General features: G+C 36.5%; 17 protein-coding genes. 2 read left to right on the forward strand and 15 right to left on the reverse strand.

Features of this window, described 5'->3' with window-relative positions; genetic code table 11:
* Window positions 1–168 precede the first annotated feature (168 nt).
* The 5 genes from AC59HC_RS16635 to AC59HC_RS16655 form a co-directional block, all read right to left on the reverse strand.
* Complete coding sequence (locus AC59HC_RS16635) at window positions 169–1215, reverse strand: bifunctional transcriptional activator/DNA repair enzyme AdaA (RefSeq protein ID WP_343642167.1); 1047 nt, start codon at window positions 1213–1215, stop codon at window positions 169–171.
* Window positions 1212–1979 carry an isocitrate lyase/PEP mutase family protein gene (locus tag AC59HC_RS16640; protein WP_343642166.1) on the reverse strand — a complete coding sequence of 256 codons (768 nt, stop codon included), beginning with the start codon at window positions 1977–1979 and terminating at the stop codon, window positions 1212–1214. The genes AC59HC_RS16635 and AC59HC_RS16640 overlap by 4 nt, the downstream gene beginning before the upstream one ends.
* A gap of 94 nt (window positions 1980–2073) precedes the next feature.
* The gene (locus tag AC59HC_RS16645; protein WP_343642164.1) at window positions 2074–2586 is read right to left on the reverse strand and encodes a methylated-DNA--[protein]-cysteine S-methyltransferase; all 513 of its coding nucleotides are present in this window, start codon (window positions 2584–2586) and stop codon (window positions 2074–2076) included.
* A gap of 39 nt (window positions 2587–2625) precedes the next feature.
* Window positions 2626–3171 (reverse strand): DinB family protein, encoded by a 546-nt coding sequence (locus AC59HC_RS16650; RefSeq protein WP_496559016.1) that lies wholly within the window; start codon window positions 3169–3171, stop codon window positions 2626–2628.
* A gap of 53 nt (window positions 3172–3224) precedes the next feature.
* On the reverse strand, window positions 3225–3743 hold the full coding sequence (locus AC59HC_RS16655; protein WP_343642160.1) for a Crp/Fnr family transcriptional regulator: 519 nt from the start codon (window positions 3741–3743) through the stop codon (window positions 3225–3227).
* A gap of 69 nt (window positions 3744–3812) precedes the next feature.
* On the opposite strand from AC59HC_RS16655, the gene AC59HC_RS16660 reads away from it, so the two are divergent.
* Together AC59HC_RS16660 and AC59HC_RS16665 are read left to right on the forward strand one after the other, a co-directional pair.
* A complete protein-coding gene (locus AC59HC_RS16660; RefSeq protein WP_343642158.1) occupies window positions 3813–4667 on the forward strand; it encodes a hypothetical protein in 855 nt (284 codons plus the stop codon).
* Between the two features lie 18 nt (window positions 4668–4685).
* A complete protein-coding gene (locus AC59HC_RS16665) occupies window positions 4686–5714 on the forward strand; it encodes a hypothetical protein (RefSeq protein ID WP_496559017.1) in 1029 nt (342 codons plus the stop codon).
* A 225-nt stretch (window positions 5715–5939) separates the two neighbouring features.
* On the opposite strand, the gene AC59HC_RS16670 is transcribed toward AC59HC_RS16665, so the two are convergent.
* The 10 genes from AC59HC_RS16670 to AC59HC_RS16715 all read right to left on the reverse strand — a co-directional run bounded on the left by AC59HC_RS16670 (window position 5940) and on the right by AC59HC_RS16715 (window position 17066).
* Window positions 5940–6992 carry an alpha/beta hydrolase gene (locus tag AC59HC_RS16670; RefSeq protein WP_343642155.1) on the reverse strand — a complete coding sequence of 351 codons (1053 nt, stop codon included), beginning with the start codon at window positions 6990–6992 and terminating at the stop codon, window positions 5940–5942.
* On the reverse strand, window positions 6976–8250 hold the full coding sequence (locus AC59HC_RS16675) for a PepSY-associated TM helix domain-containing protein (protein WP_496559018.1): 1275 nt from the start codon (window positions 8248–8250) through the stop codon (window positions 6976–6978). Before AC59HC_RS16675 ends, AC59HC_RS16670 begins: the two co-directional genes overlap by 17 nt.
* Window positions 8251–8467: 217 nt before the next feature.
* Window positions 8468–10618, reverse strand: coding sequence for a TonB-dependent siderophore receptor (locus AC59HC_RS16680; RefSeq protein WP_496559019.1), 2151 nt, complete (start codon window positions 10616–10618; stop codon window positions 8468–8470).
* 157 nt (window positions 10619–10775) lie between these two features.
* Entirely contained in the window at window positions 10776–11237 is a 462-nt protein-coding gene (locus AC59HC_RS16685) for a hypothetical protein (protein WP_202843822.1), read from the reverse strand.
* A 52-nt stretch (window positions 11238–11289) separates the two neighbouring features.
* Entirely contained in the window at window positions 11290–11790 is a 501-nt protein-coding gene (locus tag AC59HC_RS16690) for a hypothetical protein (RefSeq protein ID WP_202843823.1), read from the reverse strand.
* A 156-nt stretch (window positions 11791–11946) separates the two neighbouring features.
* Window positions 11947–12318, reverse strand: a complete 372-nt coding sequence (locus AC59HC_RS16695) for a hypothetical protein (protein WP_202843824.1) — start codon at window positions 12316–12318, stop codon at window positions 11947–11949.
* Window positions 12319–12447: 129 nt separating this feature from the next.
* Window positions 12448–12906: a hypothetical protein gene (locus tag AC59HC_RS16700; protein ID WP_202843825.1), complete on the reverse strand. Its 459-nt coding sequence runs from the start codon at window positions 12904–12906 to the stop codon at window positions 12448–12450.
* Between the two features lie 9 nt (window positions 12907–12915).
* Window positions 12916–13359, reverse strand: coding sequence for a hypothetical protein (locus AC59HC_RS16705; RefSeq protein ID WP_496559020.1), 444 nt, complete (start codon window positions 13357–13359; stop codon window positions 12916–12918).
* A 118-nt stretch (window positions 13360–13477) separates the two neighbouring features.
* Window positions 13478–16657 (reverse strand): carbamoyl-phosphate synthase large subunit, encoded by a 3180-nt coding sequence (gene carB / locus AC59HC_RS16710; RefSeq protein ID WP_496559021.1) that lies wholly within the window; start codon window positions 16655–16657, stop codon window positions 13478–13480.
* A 46-nt stretch (window positions 16658–16703) separates the two neighbouring features.
* The gene (locus tag AC59HC_RS16715; RefSeq protein ID WP_482384647.1) at window positions 16704–17066 is read right to left on the reverse strand and encodes a four helix bundle protein; all 363 of its coding nucleotides are present in this window, start codon (window positions 17064–17066) and stop codon (window positions 16704–16706) included.
* Between the last annotated feature and the right edge of the window lies 1 nt (window position 17067).

Genomic DNA, 17067 nt, shown 5'->3' on the forward strand with positions numbered 1-17067 from the left:
CTTTCATAAACTTCGTTAAAATTTGTTTTACCGATATTTTTCTATACAGGTATTTTTTAACCAAATCCTTTTTAAAATTAAATAATCAACTATTAAATATTTTACTTTTCTTAATAGTTTTCCCTTTTCCAAATAGTATTGAAAAACAGGATAAGAATAAATTATTTTCTAAAATAATATAGCCTTTTCCAATTCCAACAGCTTTTGTTTCCTCCAGATTCCACCTCCATAGCCTGTTAATTGTCCGTTGCTTCCAATTACGCGATGACAAGGGATTATAATGGATATCTTATTCAGACCATTAGCATTGGCTACAGCTCTTACGGATTTAGGATTTCCCATAATATCTGCCTGTTCCTGATAGCTTCTTGTTGCACCATAAGGAATTTCCTGAAGAATAGCCCAGACTTCTTTCTGAAAAGCTGTTCCTACAGGGGAAATAGGAACTGTAAATGCGGTTCTTTTTCCTTCAAAATACTCTTTCAATTCTTCTTCCAGCGTAACAAAATGAGGATTTTCTCCTTGTATAATGTTTGCTTTAAAATATTCCGCAACACTTTTTAATTCTGTCGGAAGCGCTTTTCTGTCGGAAAATTCTAAAAGACAGATTCCATGTTCATCGGCACAGGCTATCATTGTTCCCAGCATCGTTTCTATTCTCTTCAGATCAATGATCTTTTCCATGGAATTATTCTTAGGTGATACTCCAAAAATATTTTTAAAACTCTCATTAAAACCGCTCAGACTTTCATATCCTGTGTCAAATGCTACCTCTGTAACCGATTCTCCCTGTTGAAGTTTTTTAAATGCTGTATTGAGTTTTGACATTCTCTGGAAAGCATGAAACGTAATCCCATGGTGTTTCAGAAACCATCTGCGGACTGTTGCGGGTTCCAATCCTCTTTTTACAAGATCGTAATCTTTAAGCTTTAATGCGGGATCGTTGGCAATTTCTTTCAATAAATCTTTGATATACGGAGGTGTGGCATTGAGGTTTTCCAAAGGTCTGCACACTTTACACGGGCGATATCCTTTGAGCATTGCATCTTTGGTATTGGAAAAAAACTCTACATTTTCAAATTTCGGTTTCCGTGCGGTACAGGTCGGTCTGCAGAATATCCCTGTGGTTTTTACGCCCATCCAGAATATCCCTTCAAATGAAACATCTTTGATATAAGATGCCTCGTACATTATTTTTTCTGTAAGTTCCATCATGAGATAAAAAGAGGTGAAAAACTTCTTACGTTTGTAATTTCCTGACTTGCTTTTTCGAGCTCTCGGTAGATATGTCTGTACATAAAAGCACCTGAAGTAACTCTTTTTACCCCTAATGCTTTAAGCGTATCAAAATCGGGTAAATCAGGAAGAGCCATAACATTCACGGGAAGAAAAGTAGCTTCTGTAATAGTTCTGATCTCCTTTTCAGCTGTCATGCCCGGAATGAAAACGCCATCGGCTTTAAGTTCTTCAAACAGTTTGATTCTCTCTAAAGTTTCTTCCAGCGCATTTTCAATATTCAGTAAAAAAGGATCTGTGCGTACATTGATAAATACCTTATCTCTGTTTTCTCCTAATTTGATAAAAATATCTTTTAATTTTTCATAGAAAACATCTCTGTTTATGAGTTCTCGTATTCCGTCAATAACGTTGGTATCTTCAATATTAATCCCCGATATTCCAATTTCTATAAGTTTCATGATATTTGAAACTACCGTATCATTTTCAAGACCATATCCGGATTCCAGATCTACCGACAAAGGAATTGAAACGGAAGCTCTGATTCTCTTGATGATATAAAAATATTCTTCAAAGGTCATCTCTTCTCCATCTTCATATCCTAAACTCAGTGCGACTGCCGAACTTGAGGTTGCCAATGCTTTATAGCCCAGCTTTTCGTATACCTTTGCGCTTTCTACATTCCATACATTACCCAAAAGTAACGGTTCTTCACCATGATGTAACTGTTTAAAACTGATCATAATTTTTTTATTCAAAAGTAGAAAGATTACTACCTGTTCTACAACCGAAAAATGAACACCTATTTTTTATAATTCTCCGAATGTAAATTTTGGTTTAAAATAAGATGGCCTTTTCAAGCTCCAGCAGTTTTTGTTTTCTCCAGATTCCTCCTGCATAGCCTACCAATTCACCGTTTGAGCCTATCACACGATGACAGGGAATCAAAATCGCAATTTTATTGATTCCATTGGCTGTTCCTACGGCACGTATCGCTTTCGGGTTTCCCAGTATTTCTGACTGCTGCTTGTAGGTTCTTATCTCTCCCATCGGAATTTCACGCAGCAGCTGCCAGACCTTCTCCTGAAACTCTGTTCCGGTAGTAAACAACGGAACTTCAAAACGGTTTCTTTTTCCCTCAAAATATTCTTTCAGTTCGTTCTCCAGCTGTACAAAATGAAGATGCTCTTTTTCTGCAATATCAGCTTTTAAAACTTTTGACAGGGCCTTCAGCTGTTTTTCGATATTCTTCCGGTCAGTAAATTCAAGCAGACAGATTCCCTGATCCACGGCACAGGCGATCATTTCACCCAAAGGGGTTGATATATTTTTTTGGTGTATAATTTCCATTCGTTTAAAAGTAAGCATTTTTGGAAATCATACTTGTTTTTAATCCGTTAAAATTATTTTTATCTGTTCAACATGCCTTTGATTGTGGTAAATAACAAACCGGAAAGTGTCTCCCAGCTTCAGCCTGATCAGCTTTGAGATACTGATATTTGTTTTTGTCTTTTCCAGATCAACCTTTTGTGCTTTTTCCAATAACTCAAGCATTTTTTCCTGCTGTTTTATGAATGTATCCACTACACCTTTATCCAGATTACTGTGGATAGGATTCATGGCTTTAAGCGTTTTCATCTTATTCAGATTCTCTTTGGGAAGCATGCTTTTAGCAAAATAGTTTCCAAGAATCCCGGGCTTAAAAAAAGTTGATGAGGATTTTCCAGCATAGGAAATAGCACGGCTTATTTCAGGAATATAGAAATCACCATAGCGGTTGAGATGTTCCAGGCATTCCAATATACTCCAGCTGTCTGCGGAAGTTCTGAAATTCAGATCTTGTTCAGTCTTTGAAGACAACATTTCAGCAAACTGTAAATGCTGCTTTGTTCTGTTTTTTAACTCATCCAGTAATTCTGAGGTTGAAATTTTCATTACGTTTTTTATGCAAATATGCTGATCTGGTTGTTCTTAAATCTTGACTGAACTCAAGATTTTTTCAGTCTGGACAAGGTTTCCGGTGACATTCTCAGATAATTGGCGATATATTTATTGGGAACTTCCTGAAACAGCTTCGGACTTCGTTTTAAAACTCTTTCAAAGCGTTCTCCGGGAGCATTGATCAGCAGATCTTTTTCTCTTTCAAGCTGTTGTAGTACGAGATCTTCCAGAACACTCATCCAGAATTTCATGTGTTCTTCATTTGATTGTATCAACGCATAGAAATCCTTTTTCGAAGCTACTTTCACCGTTGTTTTCTTAATCGCCTGAATGTAAAGTTCCGAAGGCTTTCCCGACAAAAAGGAATCCAGGCTGACAATAATATTTCCTGTGTATCCGAAACGAATGATCCTTTCTTCATCTTCATCCATCATAAAGATCCGGACACTTCCTTTTTCTATAAAATAAATAGAGGTATCTGTACTGCCTGAAATCTTCAGAAACTCATTCCGTCTGAATGCTTTCTTTTCCCAATGGATTCCGCTCTGAAGCAATTTTTCAACCATTTCATTTTATTATTTGCTTTTCCAAAGATAATAGGTAATTTTAAAGTTTTAAAACACTAATCACTGATAATGCTCAAAAGAACAGTACTTTTCATACTGCTTTCTGCCGGATTGTATGGTATGAAAGCACAGCAGACCATCCCCTTCCGGATCACAAAACACAATAATATCATTGTCAAAACCCTTGTCAACAAAAAGGATTCTCTGGATCTGATGTTTCAGATCGCCATGAAGGATTATTCAATTTCTCCCGACAGCAAGCGCAAAGCAGGTCATCTTATTTTTAATAAAGAAGAAATCAGCGATAATAATACTGTTGAGATCGGAAAGATCATCCAGGAAAATGTGCGTTTTTTTGACAATCAGCTGACAGGTCATGAAGCGGACGGAAAAATCGGAACCGGAATTTTTGAAGGGAAAGCATTTAAAATTGATTACGATAACAACCAGTTTGTGATCTACGACAAAATGCCGGATCTGAAAGACTACCAACCCATCAATATCATTCTGGATCATGAAGGATTTTACCTAGCCGCAGATAATATCCTTGAAGATGATCAGCAGCAGGAAGCCTATTTTGTTTTGCAATCCGGGTTTTCAGGAGCTATACTCTACAGCAACGAATTCACTGAAAAACAACAACTTGAAAAAAAATTGAAGATAACAGGAGAGAAAACCCTCAAGAATTCTGAAGGCAAAACTTTAATTACCCAACAAGCTGTTCTTCCCTATTTTAAATTGGGAAACAATGTGTTTAAAGATGTTTCCGTAGGGTTTTTCTCCGGGGAACTGAAAACACAAAATGTAAGTTATCTCGGTGCCGATATGCTCCGAAGATTTATCTGGATCTTTGATGCAGAAAGGAAAATGGCTTACATTAAACCCAGCAAATATTTTTCAGAACCTTATTACAAAATGAATTAGAATATGATAAACACTTTAATGCTAAAAAAAATCATTAAACCCAAAGCTGCCGCTGCTCTTTTACTTTTGCCATTGGCTATTATAAGCTGTAAGAAAGAAGAGAAAAAAACAGTGGTTACAGAAATAAAAACAACAAATGATTCTGTAAAAACGGTAAAAACTGAGGAGAAAATAGATTATACGGATTTTAATATTTTCAGTCTGTCTGTCATTTCATCTGCAGAAAAAGATTCTGATATTGATATTTTCATTTCTGTTTCGGATATCTATAAGGGAGTACAGCCTGTACCTGAAGCTATTATGAAAAACCAGAAACATATGACTTATGAGGAACGCCAGCATTTTAAACTGGATGCTCCCAGCAGAAAAAAACTGCTTGAAGGAATTCATCTCACAGAAAATGATTCTCTGTACATCTATGAGTATGGTTCTAATCAACTTCAAAAAATGCCAGTCAGCCAATTAAAAGCCGTGGCTTATTTAAGTCCTTATTCCGATGATCAGGATTTAGACCCGGATTCTTATATGATGGGATTCCAGGTAGCCACTCATCAAAAAACAACAGAATACGACCGTTATACTAATGCTATCGCTTATTTTGGGAATAAAAATCCTTTCGTAAACCATAAAATGAAAGCTGTGAAATGGCAAAAAGCTGATGCGGCCAGTTCAGGAAAATATTTTAGTCAGTCCAAACTTACCAAGGGAAAAACCTACCAGGCACAATATGAAAATCTGACCTATTATCTGCAGGATTATCTTGAAGAAGGAAATATCACAGAACGTAAGCTTGCGGTCATCAATGATCGTAAGGAAAAAATTGCGGAAAAGACCTTCAGCCTTGCAGGAAGTGATGGCGTAGAGTTTCTTCCTCTGTATGGAATAGATGCTGATGAAGCCAATGTTTTCCAATATACCGGCCACCTGTTCAAAGGAAAGCCTCCTGTTATTTTTGGATTCATGGCACAGTCTTTTGGCTGTCCTTCCATCAGCTTTTTAGATCAAAAGGAGAAGGATTTCCCGATTAATTGTGATAACAGGCATTAATTCACTGAAAAATTATTCAGATTTCTACCGGAATAATCCATTATACACTCAGTTGTCCATTCCGTAGGAATCTATACTCTTATCATCTAAATAAAAGAAATCGGAATGACAAACTGTGAGGATAGTTCTTTAGAATAAATCTGCTTTAGCCAAAGCTTACTTTAGAATCAAGATATAAAAAACCAAATCTGTTGGTAAACGGATTTGGTTTTTATTTTCAATGCATTATTGCTCAGGATAATAGTTGTCTTTCAGATTCATAAAATAAGTTTCGGGCTCTTTAAAACCATTACTTTTCATAAATTTGATCACTACATTCAGATAGGCCTCTGAAGGAATAAAATCTGTTCCCATCTTTTCGGAAAACTTTTTATAGTCTTCTTCAAGCAGTTTGGGATTTTTGGCAAGTTGTTTTATATCGGTTCTGAAACCTTTGAATATAAACTTTAATGCTTCATAATTTCCGGGATAGGAAACAGTTCCGTGGGTTTCTCCTTCGAAAAAGCTATGTTTATAGTTTAATGATCCGTTTTTTTCTATCATTCCTTTAAATTCTTCAATAGCCTGGGTCATATCGGAGTTCCAGTTTTTCTGCTGTTCTTCATTGTCTGCCTGAGAAACATACAAAGATTTTTTTGCAGGAAAGTTCTTATTCTTTTCCAGATACTCTTTCGTTCTTTTGATGGTTACTTTATTGTCCCACCATAAACTGGGATCATTCGCAACATAAGCATTGAAATAATCCGGATGTAAAAGGAAGGTATTGATCGCAAACAGACCTCCGAAAGAATGGCCTACCAACACTGAATAATCCTGCGTTCTATAGTTTTTATTAACGAATGGTTTCAATTCTTCCTGTATAAATTTTACAAAATTTTCACTTCCGCCACTGTCTGCAAAAAGAGTGATATTAGGGTTTACAGGACTTTTCTTCTGAGCTTTCGTTGGGGTAAGATCTCTTGTTCTTTCTGTATTTTTTATGCCTATCACAATACATTCAGGAATGTCGGCATAGGGAGTTCTGGCAATGAAATCCGTTAATCCTGTGTAATATTCAAAATTGATTTCTCCATCCAGAAGATAGATCACCGGGTATTTAGCAGGATTGATAGTATTGTCGTTATAGGTTTTAGGAAGATGAATCCAGATTTCCCTGTTTTCGTTTAAAACTTTTGAAAAAAGGTTTTGTTTCTCTCCTATCATCAGTTTGTCCTGAGCTTTTCCGGAGGTAAATACTAAAAGTAATGAGAGGGCAATAATTTTAAACCAGCTGTTCATGGTGTGAATCTTTTCTGTGTTGATGAATGTTCTTAATTTCTTTATTCTTTTTGGGCGATTTGTTTCTTCTTCCCCACCAGATCAGAAATCCGGTAACCGGCAGACTTGTACAGATGATTCCGATAATGAAGGTGAATATTTTACCAAACATTCCGCCCCAATACCCTACATGAAGGTCAAAGTTCATGTGCTCTATCACTTCGTGCTTCTGTACTTCTTCAGGATAATCAATTTCTTTTCCGGTGTATTTGTTGGTTTCCATCCTTTTCCCGTTGACAAGGCTTTTCAGACCAATAAACTGAGCTGCCACCACATGATAGACCGTTGCGGAATCATTTCTCGGAATACTCATTCTGAACTGTTTTGCATCAGGAAACTCCTTGAATTTTCTGTCAAGAAAATCAGTATAGGTCAGAGCTTTTTTCTCCGGATCAAACTTAGGCTCATATTTTTCTGCAATGGTATGGGCATCCACGGCTCCTCCGAAAGCCTGCTGGGTAAGATCGGTTAAGATCTTGTATGCCATGATCAGTCCGGTAATAGTAATAAACACTGCGGGAAGCAATGAATAAAATCCAAAAACATTATGAAAGTCGTAGTTTTTTCTGCGCCATTTTGTTCCGGATTTGATTTTAAAAGCGGTTGTTCTTGTGATTTTGTTCCATTTTTTCGGCCACCAGAGAATCAGTCCGCCGATGAGCTGGATAAAAAATATGATGGAAGCAACGCCAACTACCGTTTTCCCGAACTTTCCTGCCAGTAATTGCGCATGAATATGGGCCACAATATAGAAAAACTCATAGCTTTTTGTAGAACCGATTACTTTTCCGGTGTAAGGGTTGAGATAATGATAGGCAAATACACCTCTTGGGCCACGCCCTTTTTTCTTTGGTTTGTCTGCCTTGTCCGCACTTTTATCTTTAGGTGGCTTCGTTGCTGAAGCTACTCTGAAGCTTCTGTCAGCATCTTTGTACGTATCAAAATAAAACGCTTTTCTCTCAGGAACCTGCTGGTGAAAATGAGCAAGCAATTCTTCAGGGGGCATTTTTTCAGCATGAGCCGGAGCCTGGACATATTTTGCGCTTCCGCCGCACAGATCAATGATTTCGTCACAAAAGACAAAGACAGTTCCTGAAAGAGTCACTGTAAGAACAATGATTCCCGAAACCAGCCCAAGCCAGAGGTGTATCCAGCCGGTGATCTTTTTGGTGATGGATTTTCCCTGTTTTTTCTTAGGATTAGTTTTTTTGTTCTCCATATCTGTTTTTCATCTACTCAACATGTTTCAGCAGAAAATGCAAAGGCACAAAAGGATTATAATAACGGCGCATTTGTAAAGTGAAAGAGTTATTCCTGATGCCATTTACTTTAGCATATTTGAGGCATCAGAAACATTGTTTATTATTAATCAAAGCATTGTGCCTTTGCGGTTTTCATCCCTATATTTTCGTTGAGATTATTTTTTGTTTTGGTTATTAAAATTTGAATGCAAAATTGGCCAGGATTTCTCTAGGCTTCTGTGGCTGCCCATAGAAGTTCCAGTAGTTTTCATTCAGCGCATTATTCATTTTCAGACCGATTCTGTATTTTTTCCTGTCATAAAAAACTGTTGCACCTACCGTAGTATAAGAAGGAGCAAGAAAATGATTGGTGATGTTGATATAGGTCTGGTCTACAAAATTAAATCCGGCTCCGAAACCAAGTCCTTCATATGCACCATCCATAATTTTGTAGCTTGTCCATAGATTGGCAACATGTTTTGGAGTCCAGGCAATTCTTTTTCCGCTGTCTTTGCTGCGGTCATCATATTTGTTATCGTTATAACCATATCCGGCAACGATATTCCATCCTTTGAAAGGGTTGGCAATGATGCCTATTTCCAGTCCCTGACTTTTGATATTCCCATCCTGAATACTTCCTATTCCGCCTGGATCTGCAACCAGTCTGTTTTTAACATTAATATTATAGTAACTCACGGTCGTCAGTAGTTTTTTATGGAACAGATCCACTTTAAAACCAGTTTCAATCTGATTTCCCTGTTCAGGATCCCACTTTGTCAGGATACCCACTTCATTCAGTGATGGAGCATAGTTTTTAAATCCATTCACATAATTGGCAAAGAATGAGATCTGATCTTTTACAATTTCATACACCAATCCGAACTTTGGTGAAAACTGGGTCTGGCTGTAACCGGAAACTTTATTTTCAGGATATCCGTTTTTGGTAGAGATCTCTACACCATTTACCACCATATCATCATTTTTATAGCTGTCTACTCTCAAACTGGCCATTACCAGCAAATTATCTGTGATATTTAAAACATTGGAAATATAACCGCTGATGGTTCTGAATCTTGTAATATCCGATTCTGTGGATTTTCTTTCCTTATTCATGAATTTGTTTCTTGAGATAGGATCCCATGCGGAAGAGCTGTCGAGATTCACTTTATCATAAGGCATGAAAACATTACTGTATCCGTTGGCCTCATAGTAAGGGAACTGATATTTTGTTGTTTGCTGGAAGTAATCTATTCCCACTACCAGACGGTTTCTTAAGCCTGCTATTTTAAAATCTCCTGTAAAATTCTGCTGGATATTGTCTGTGGTCACTTTAAAGCTGTCAAAAGGACGGATCATTCTTTCTACCTGATTATTATTCAGATATCTGAGTACTAAAAAGATAGATTCGCTTTCATTGGCTTCCCCTCTTTGATAAGAGGTTCTTGATGTCCATTGATCATTGAATTTATGGGTAACCTCAGCCATTGTTACAAAATTGGTTCTTTTTGAACCAATGTCATTACTTGTAAAGGCTCTTTTGTAGGCTACTTCCAGGTCTTTCATGGTGTGTAAGGTCAGCTTTTCTGAGTTTCTTACATAAGCATTCAATGTTTTATCCGGAGCATGGAACTCGGTATCAAGTGTCACTGTGGTTTTGTCGCTTACTTTGTACAAAACACTTCCAGAGAAAAATAATCCTTTGTTGTAGCCTGCATCCTGGAAAGAATCCTGAGAATAGGCTGCGACATTGAATCTTGCCAATGCCGTTTTTTCTTTATTTAAAGGGGTATTTACATCGGCTGTGATCCTGTTCATTCCCCAGCTTCCGGTGGTATAGTTGATAATTCCCCCGAAGTTTTCCTGTGGTTTTTTCGTAACGATATTCACCACACCGCCATAATTGGCTAATGTTCCTCCGAATAAAGTTCCGGATGGACCTTTTATTACTTCTACTCTCTCGATATTAGCGATCTCAGACTGCACTCTTGGATTTTGAATCAATCCGTTTCTGAAACTGGCATTGGAACTGAAACCTCTCATGAAAATATCATTCCCGCTGTCGTTGACACTATTGCTTACGACAACACCTGGTGCGGAAGCCATCGCTGTATTGAAGTCCATTGCCCCCATTTCACTGATGATTTCTTTGGGAACGAGGTTGTAAACGGTTGGATTTTCAAGGTTTTCAAGAGGAAGTCTTGCGATAGATTCAGATTTTTTGGTTCTGTAATTGTGAGTTCCCTGGAGTGATACGGATTGAATTTCAGCCACTTTGATGGTATCCTTTTCCTGGGCATCCAGCATCGTTACGGCTAATAGAGCTGCAGAAATAATAGTTTTTTTCATGTTTATAATTAAGTTAGTTCTACAAAATTATTTTATTTTTATTAATTCTAAATAAAAACATGACACAAATCATAAAACTTCTACCATAGAATAGCCTATAAATAAAGGGTTTTCGAAAATTCCGAAAACCCTTTATTCAATCAATATATAAGTTTTTTTATTTATTTTTCCAATTTTTAATCATTTTCATATAGCGATCAATATTAATTTTTTCCTCCCGCAAAACATTACCTTCTATTTCTTTTGCGTTTGTATTATCCGCATACACAATTGTTTTGCCCAATACGGGATATATAATGAATAATGAGTCAAAAGTTTTGCCACAGCTTTCATTATAATAATTTTTCTCAATAACAATCTTCTTTATTTTTTCATTTTCAGAAAAAAAATATCTTTTGGTATTTTCTCCACATTCTGGATGATTATTAAACTCAAGACCTTTTAATTTTCCATCTTTAAGATAGGCATAAGCAGGATGTAAAATATCACCATTGGATAAAACCTGATCAGAATCAAAAACAAATTTTTCAAATTCTTTTTTGTAATTTTTGCTAACAGGATTACATTGAAATAGTAATAGCAGTCCGAAAATACTCAGGACACAATTCTTTTTTACCATAAGGCTAATAAAAATAAAGGTAACTTATTGCTAAAGTTTTAATTTAACTGTCTTATATAACAGCAGCGGCCATCATCGACATATAATAATTGGCGCAATGCAATGCATTAATTAAAACAATTTCTTTTTCCGGAAGGGTTTCATAGGCATCAGAGGTGGTGATCTGGTATTCGTAATTCATAGAAGTCCATTTCAGATGGGGTTTTATGATCATCAGCTCGATGCCGTCCTGAGCTGTAAGGACAAATGATTCTTTAAAAATGCCTCTGTGTTTAAAAAGATAGCCATTCTTCACGCCGTCAAAATAAGTCTGCACTACAATTTCCCCGTTCCAGTTCATTCTGAATTTCAGAAGGACTCTTTCCTGATCTTTCAGCTCAATGGTAGTTCCCCAAAAACCTTTCGGCTCTACCTGATAGATCTTACCATTTGCAATTTCAATGACAGCATTAAATTTAAACCAACTTGTGTAAGCAAGTTTCCCAATTAATTTTTCTTCTTTTGTAATTTCAAAAGTTAAAGAATTGCTTGATTTTGCATAATATTCTGCCATGGTTATATTTTGATTTGGTGGAATTGTATTAGTTTTTAAATAATAATAACAGCTTGAATTTTAACGCTCTAATTTATAAATAATTCGGCAAACATAAATGCATTTTTAGGTTGATGTGATTAAAATAATTGATAATTAATCGAAAGTTGTGTGTTTTCAATCAAGTTTTTCATAATAATGGTTTGAATCTGCATTTAGACTAATTTTAGGCTTTTCAAAAATCCCATTTAAAAAATAGGTTTTGTAAGCAGCTGGTTGACCAAAATCAGTATAATGAAGTTCTATTTCAGGATTTATTCCATTATATAATTTATATGTACCCATTCCATAAAATTTACTTCTAAATGTATTGTCTTCATATAAAACTAAAGTATCAGCAGTGTGAGGAGCTTCCACACAGCAAATTGGCTTATCAAAATTCATGTTAATATATTTTCCATAGATATCCTGCTTTTTTAATGGAAAATTGATATTGAGAATACATATAACTCCTAATACAAAAGTGAGCGCAAATAGTGTTTTTTTCATAGAATAATTGATAATACCACAATATTCTTTTTAACCGAAATATTGACTAAACTAAATTATAGAATTTATATAGAAAAACCTCATAAATTGCTGAAATGTATGAGGTTTAAACTGTTTTTCAGATCAATTTCATTTAATCTTTGTAAGTGTCATTGTTTCATCATGATCTATACTTTCAGGCCGTTTCCCATTCATGTTGATCAGCATAAGGAATTTTGAATCGTTAACAGGTACGATAATTCCTAGCAGTCTTCCTTTTTCCTGATTATCTTTTAGTGCAATAAAATCAATATGAATTGGTGTCGTTTCCACATCAATTTTATATTTGAGTTCACCCTTTTGTCCATTATTAGGACCTCCGTGAATGATAAAATTCTTGCCGTCAATTTCTTCCCCGTTAATTGTAATAGATACATATCCATCTTTAGTAAAGCCTGCTTTGCCTTTACTCTTCCAGTAATCAATGGATTCCCAGTTTCCAACAATATTAAACTGGGATTTTTGAGCTTTGGCCTGAAAACCCATAATAAGTATAAACGCTATTACGCTTTTTAGAAAAGTCTGTTTTATTTTCAAATAAAAATTCATAGTAAACTTTTAATTAATTTTATAAACATAACCCTTACTGATATATCTGCTTTTATTTATTAATTCTGAAGGATAAAAAATGGTTCCATTAATCTCAACACTTTTAATCCGATATCTCCAGCTTCCATTATGGCTTGTGTAAATTTTTGTTGTTGAATTTGGATAAAGTTCAAGGACAATGGAAGAATCTTTTATTTCTATTTTTTCAAGAGACTTTGGATTTTTGATTTTATAGAAAGATCGAGGGGACAATATTCTATTTTCATAATTAAATGCAAAGCTATTAACCTCATTAGCAATTGCTTTTGAGATGGGATAACTGTAATTGATCTTAATTATTTTTTTAGATCCAGTCAGGTTTTGAATATAGAAATCAGTTATCCAGGAACATCCTGAAAGCACTGTTACGAAAATACAACATAGAAATCCTATCGTAATTGATTTTATACTCATTATATTGAAGTTTAAATGGCTTTTGCAAAAATAAACAGAATCCTCTCTGTTTAGATTAAATGATAAAAAAATTCCGCAAGAAAACTTGCGGAATTTAAGTATTTATTCTGGCTCGAAATTACATTGTCTCCATTTTGAAGCTCATGCTTTCGATTACTTTTAAGATGGCTTCTACCGTATCCATTGAAGTTAAACAAGGAACACCGTTTTCCACACTCATTCTTCTGATCTGGAATCCGTCTCTTTCTGCCTGCTTACCTTTTGTAGTGGTATTTACAACATACTGAACTTTTCCTTTCTGGATCAGGTCGATAAGATTTACACTTTCTTCTCCGATTTTGTATCCGATTTTGCAAGGGATTCCTTTTTCTTCGAAGAACTTCGCAGTACCTTCCGTAGCCCAGATTCTGAATCCAACTTCATGGAATCTTGCTGCAAGAGCTGCTGCTTCATCTTTATGCTTATCAGCTACTGTGAACAGAATAGATCCGTGCATAGGAACTTTTCTTCCCGCTGCTACCAATCCTTTGTAAAGTGCTTTTTCAAGGGTTGTATCTTTCCCCATAACTTCTCCTGTAGACTTCATTTCAGGGCCTAAAGAGATATCAACTTTCGTTAGTTTTGAGAAAGAGAATACCGGCACTTTTACAAATACTCCTTCTTTGTTTGGAACTAATCCGTTTTCGTAGCCTAAATCTTTCAGTTTTTGTCCCAGAATTGCCTTTGTAGCAAGATTCGCCATTGGAACTTCCGTGATTTTAGATAAGAAAGGAACTGTTCTTGAAGAACGAGGGTTTACTTCGATTACATATACATTTCCTTCGAAAAGAACGTACTGGATATTCATTAATCCGATAACGTTTAATCCTTTTGCCAGTCTTTGTGTGTAGTCTACCAAAGTATCAATCTCGCTCTGAGATATATTTTGTGGAGGATATACCGCGATTGAGTCTCCGGAGTGAACCCCTGCTCTTTCGATGTGCTCCATAATTCCAGGAATCACTACCGTTTCACCGTCGCAGATGGCATCTACTTCAATTTCCTTTCCTACCATGTATTTGTCTACCAATACAGGGTGCTCAGGGCTTGCTTCTACTGCATTTTCCATGTAGTGAGCCAGTTCTGCTTCTGCGTATACAATTTCCATTGCTCTACCTCCAAGAACGTAGCTTGGACGTACCAATACCGGATATCCGATTTCGTTGGCAATTTTTATAGCTTCTTCTTTCGAAGTTGAAGTTCTTCCTTTTGGCTGAGGAATTCCAAGCTCCTGAAGTGCTTTTTCAAATTTATCTCTGTTTTCAGCTCTGTCAAGATCTTCCAGTGAAGTTCCCAAAATCTGTACTCCGTGAGAGGCTAATTTATCTGCAAGGTTGATGGCAGTCTGTCCACCGAACTGTACCACTACTCCTTTAGGCTTTTCAAGCTCGATGATGTTCATTACATCTTCTTCAGTAAGCGGCTCGAAATATAATTTATCAGAGATGGAGAAGTCTGTAGAAACTGTCTCCGGGTTGTTGTTGATGATGATCGCTTCGTAACCCATTTCTTTGATTGCCCATACGGAGTGAACGGTTGCGTAGTCAAATTCTACTCCCTGCCCGATTCTGATTGGTCCTGAACCTAGTACGATGATTTTTTCTTTGTCAGAAACTACACTTTCATTTTCTTCTTCGTACGTACCGTAGAAGTAAGGTGTTTCACTTTCAAACTCAGCGGCGCAGGTGTCTACCATTTTGTACACCGGCATGATTCCGTTTTCTTTTCTGAAGTTGAAAACCTCACGCTCTTTTACATCCCAAAGAACTGCGATGTTGATGTCTGCAAAGCCTAATCTCTTCGCTTCAATCAGGGTTTCTTTATCGAATTTGTTTTCAGCGATTACTTTTTCGAAGTCAACCAGTTTTTTCAGCTTCCAGATGAAGAACTTGTCAATTTTACTCCATTCTACGATCTGCTCCCAGTCGTATCCTCTTCTTAAAGCATCCCCGATGATGAATAATCTTTCGTCATCACATACTCTGATTCTTCTTTCGATTTCTTCAGCAGTAAGTGCCTGAGCCTGCTTGGTTTTTAAACCTAAATGCTTGATTCCTGTTTCCAGTGAACGAATCGCTTTCTGTAATGATTCTTCAAGGTTTCTTCCGATTGCCATTACTTCTCCAGTAGCTTTCATCTGAGTAGAAAGTCTTCTGTCTGCCGTTTCGAATTTATCGAATGGGAATCTTGGGAATTTTGTTACCACATAGTCAAGAGCCGGCTCAAAACATGCGTATGTTTTTCCTGTTACCGGGTTCATGATTTCATCCAGAGTCAATCCTACAGCAATCTTTGCAGCAATCTTTGCAATCGGGTAACCTGTTGCTTTACTTGCTAATGCTGATGAACGGGAAACTCTCGGGTTTACTTCGATGATATAGTAATCGAATGAATGCGGATCTAAAGCTAACTGTACGTTACATCCTCCTTCAATTCCTAATGCTCTGATGATTTTCAGTGAAGCATTTCTCAGCAGCTGATATTCTCTGTCTGAAAGCGTCTGAGAAGGCGCAACTACGATAGAGTCTCCTGTGTGAACACCTACAGGGTCTATATTTTCCATGTTACAAACCACAATGGCGTTGTCGTTTGCATCACGCATTACTTCGTACTCAATTTCTTTGAATCCTGCGATTGATTTTTCAATAAGGCACTGTGTAACCGGGCTGTGCTTTAATCCCAATTCAGCGATTTCTTTCAATTCAGCTTCTGTGGAAGCGATACCACCTCCGGTTCCTCCCATTGTAAAGGCAGGACGAACAATTACAGGATATCCGATTTCATCTGCGAAAGCAAGCGCTCCTTCTACCGTATTGACAATATCAGATTCCGGTACCGGCTCGTTCAGTTCTCTCATCAGCTCACGGAAAAGGTCTCTGTCTTCTGCTCTGTTGATGGCAGAAAGCTTGGTTCCCAATACTTCCACTTTGCACTCTTCAAGAATTCCTGATTTCTCCAGTTCTACCGCCATGTTAAGACCTGTCTGGCCTCCAAGAGTTGGTAATAAAGCATCCGGACGTTCTTTTCTGATGATGTGGCTTACAAACTGTAATGAAATCGGCTCGATATATACTTTATCAGCGATTTCCACATCCGTCATGATCGTTGCAGGGTTTGAGTTGATCAAAATTACCTTGTAGCCTTCTTCTTTCAGAGACAGACAAGCCTGCGTTCCTGCGTAATCGAATTCAGCTGCCTGACCGATGATGATAGGTCCTGAACCGATTACTAAAATTGTTTTTATATCGTTTCTTTTCATAGGGGTTTAAAATGTAACAATTTATCAATCTAACAGTATAACAATGTTACTGTCCGTTTTCATTTGATAAACTTGTGCTTAAAATTTTATAAATAATTTTTCCAATTTCTATAATCTGTGTTTCCAAGTTCTCATTAAATGGATAACTTTGAGAATGTTTACACAGATATAACCAATATTTTGTTTCTTCAAGCTCTTTAGCAGCAATTTTAATTTTATTCACAAAATCTTTTTTACTGTAGGGATTTTGTGCTTCAAAAGAATTTGCGCCAATACTTGTTCCAGAACGTAATAATTGTTTAGCAATAACAAATTTCTTTCTACTTTCCAATAATTCACAGAACTCTATAATATCTAATGAGAACTTAACAGTTTTTTCTATTAAAGGATTGTTTTCGAAATTGATCATT

Source organism: Chryseobacterium sp. DZ-32, assembly GCF_059587025.1.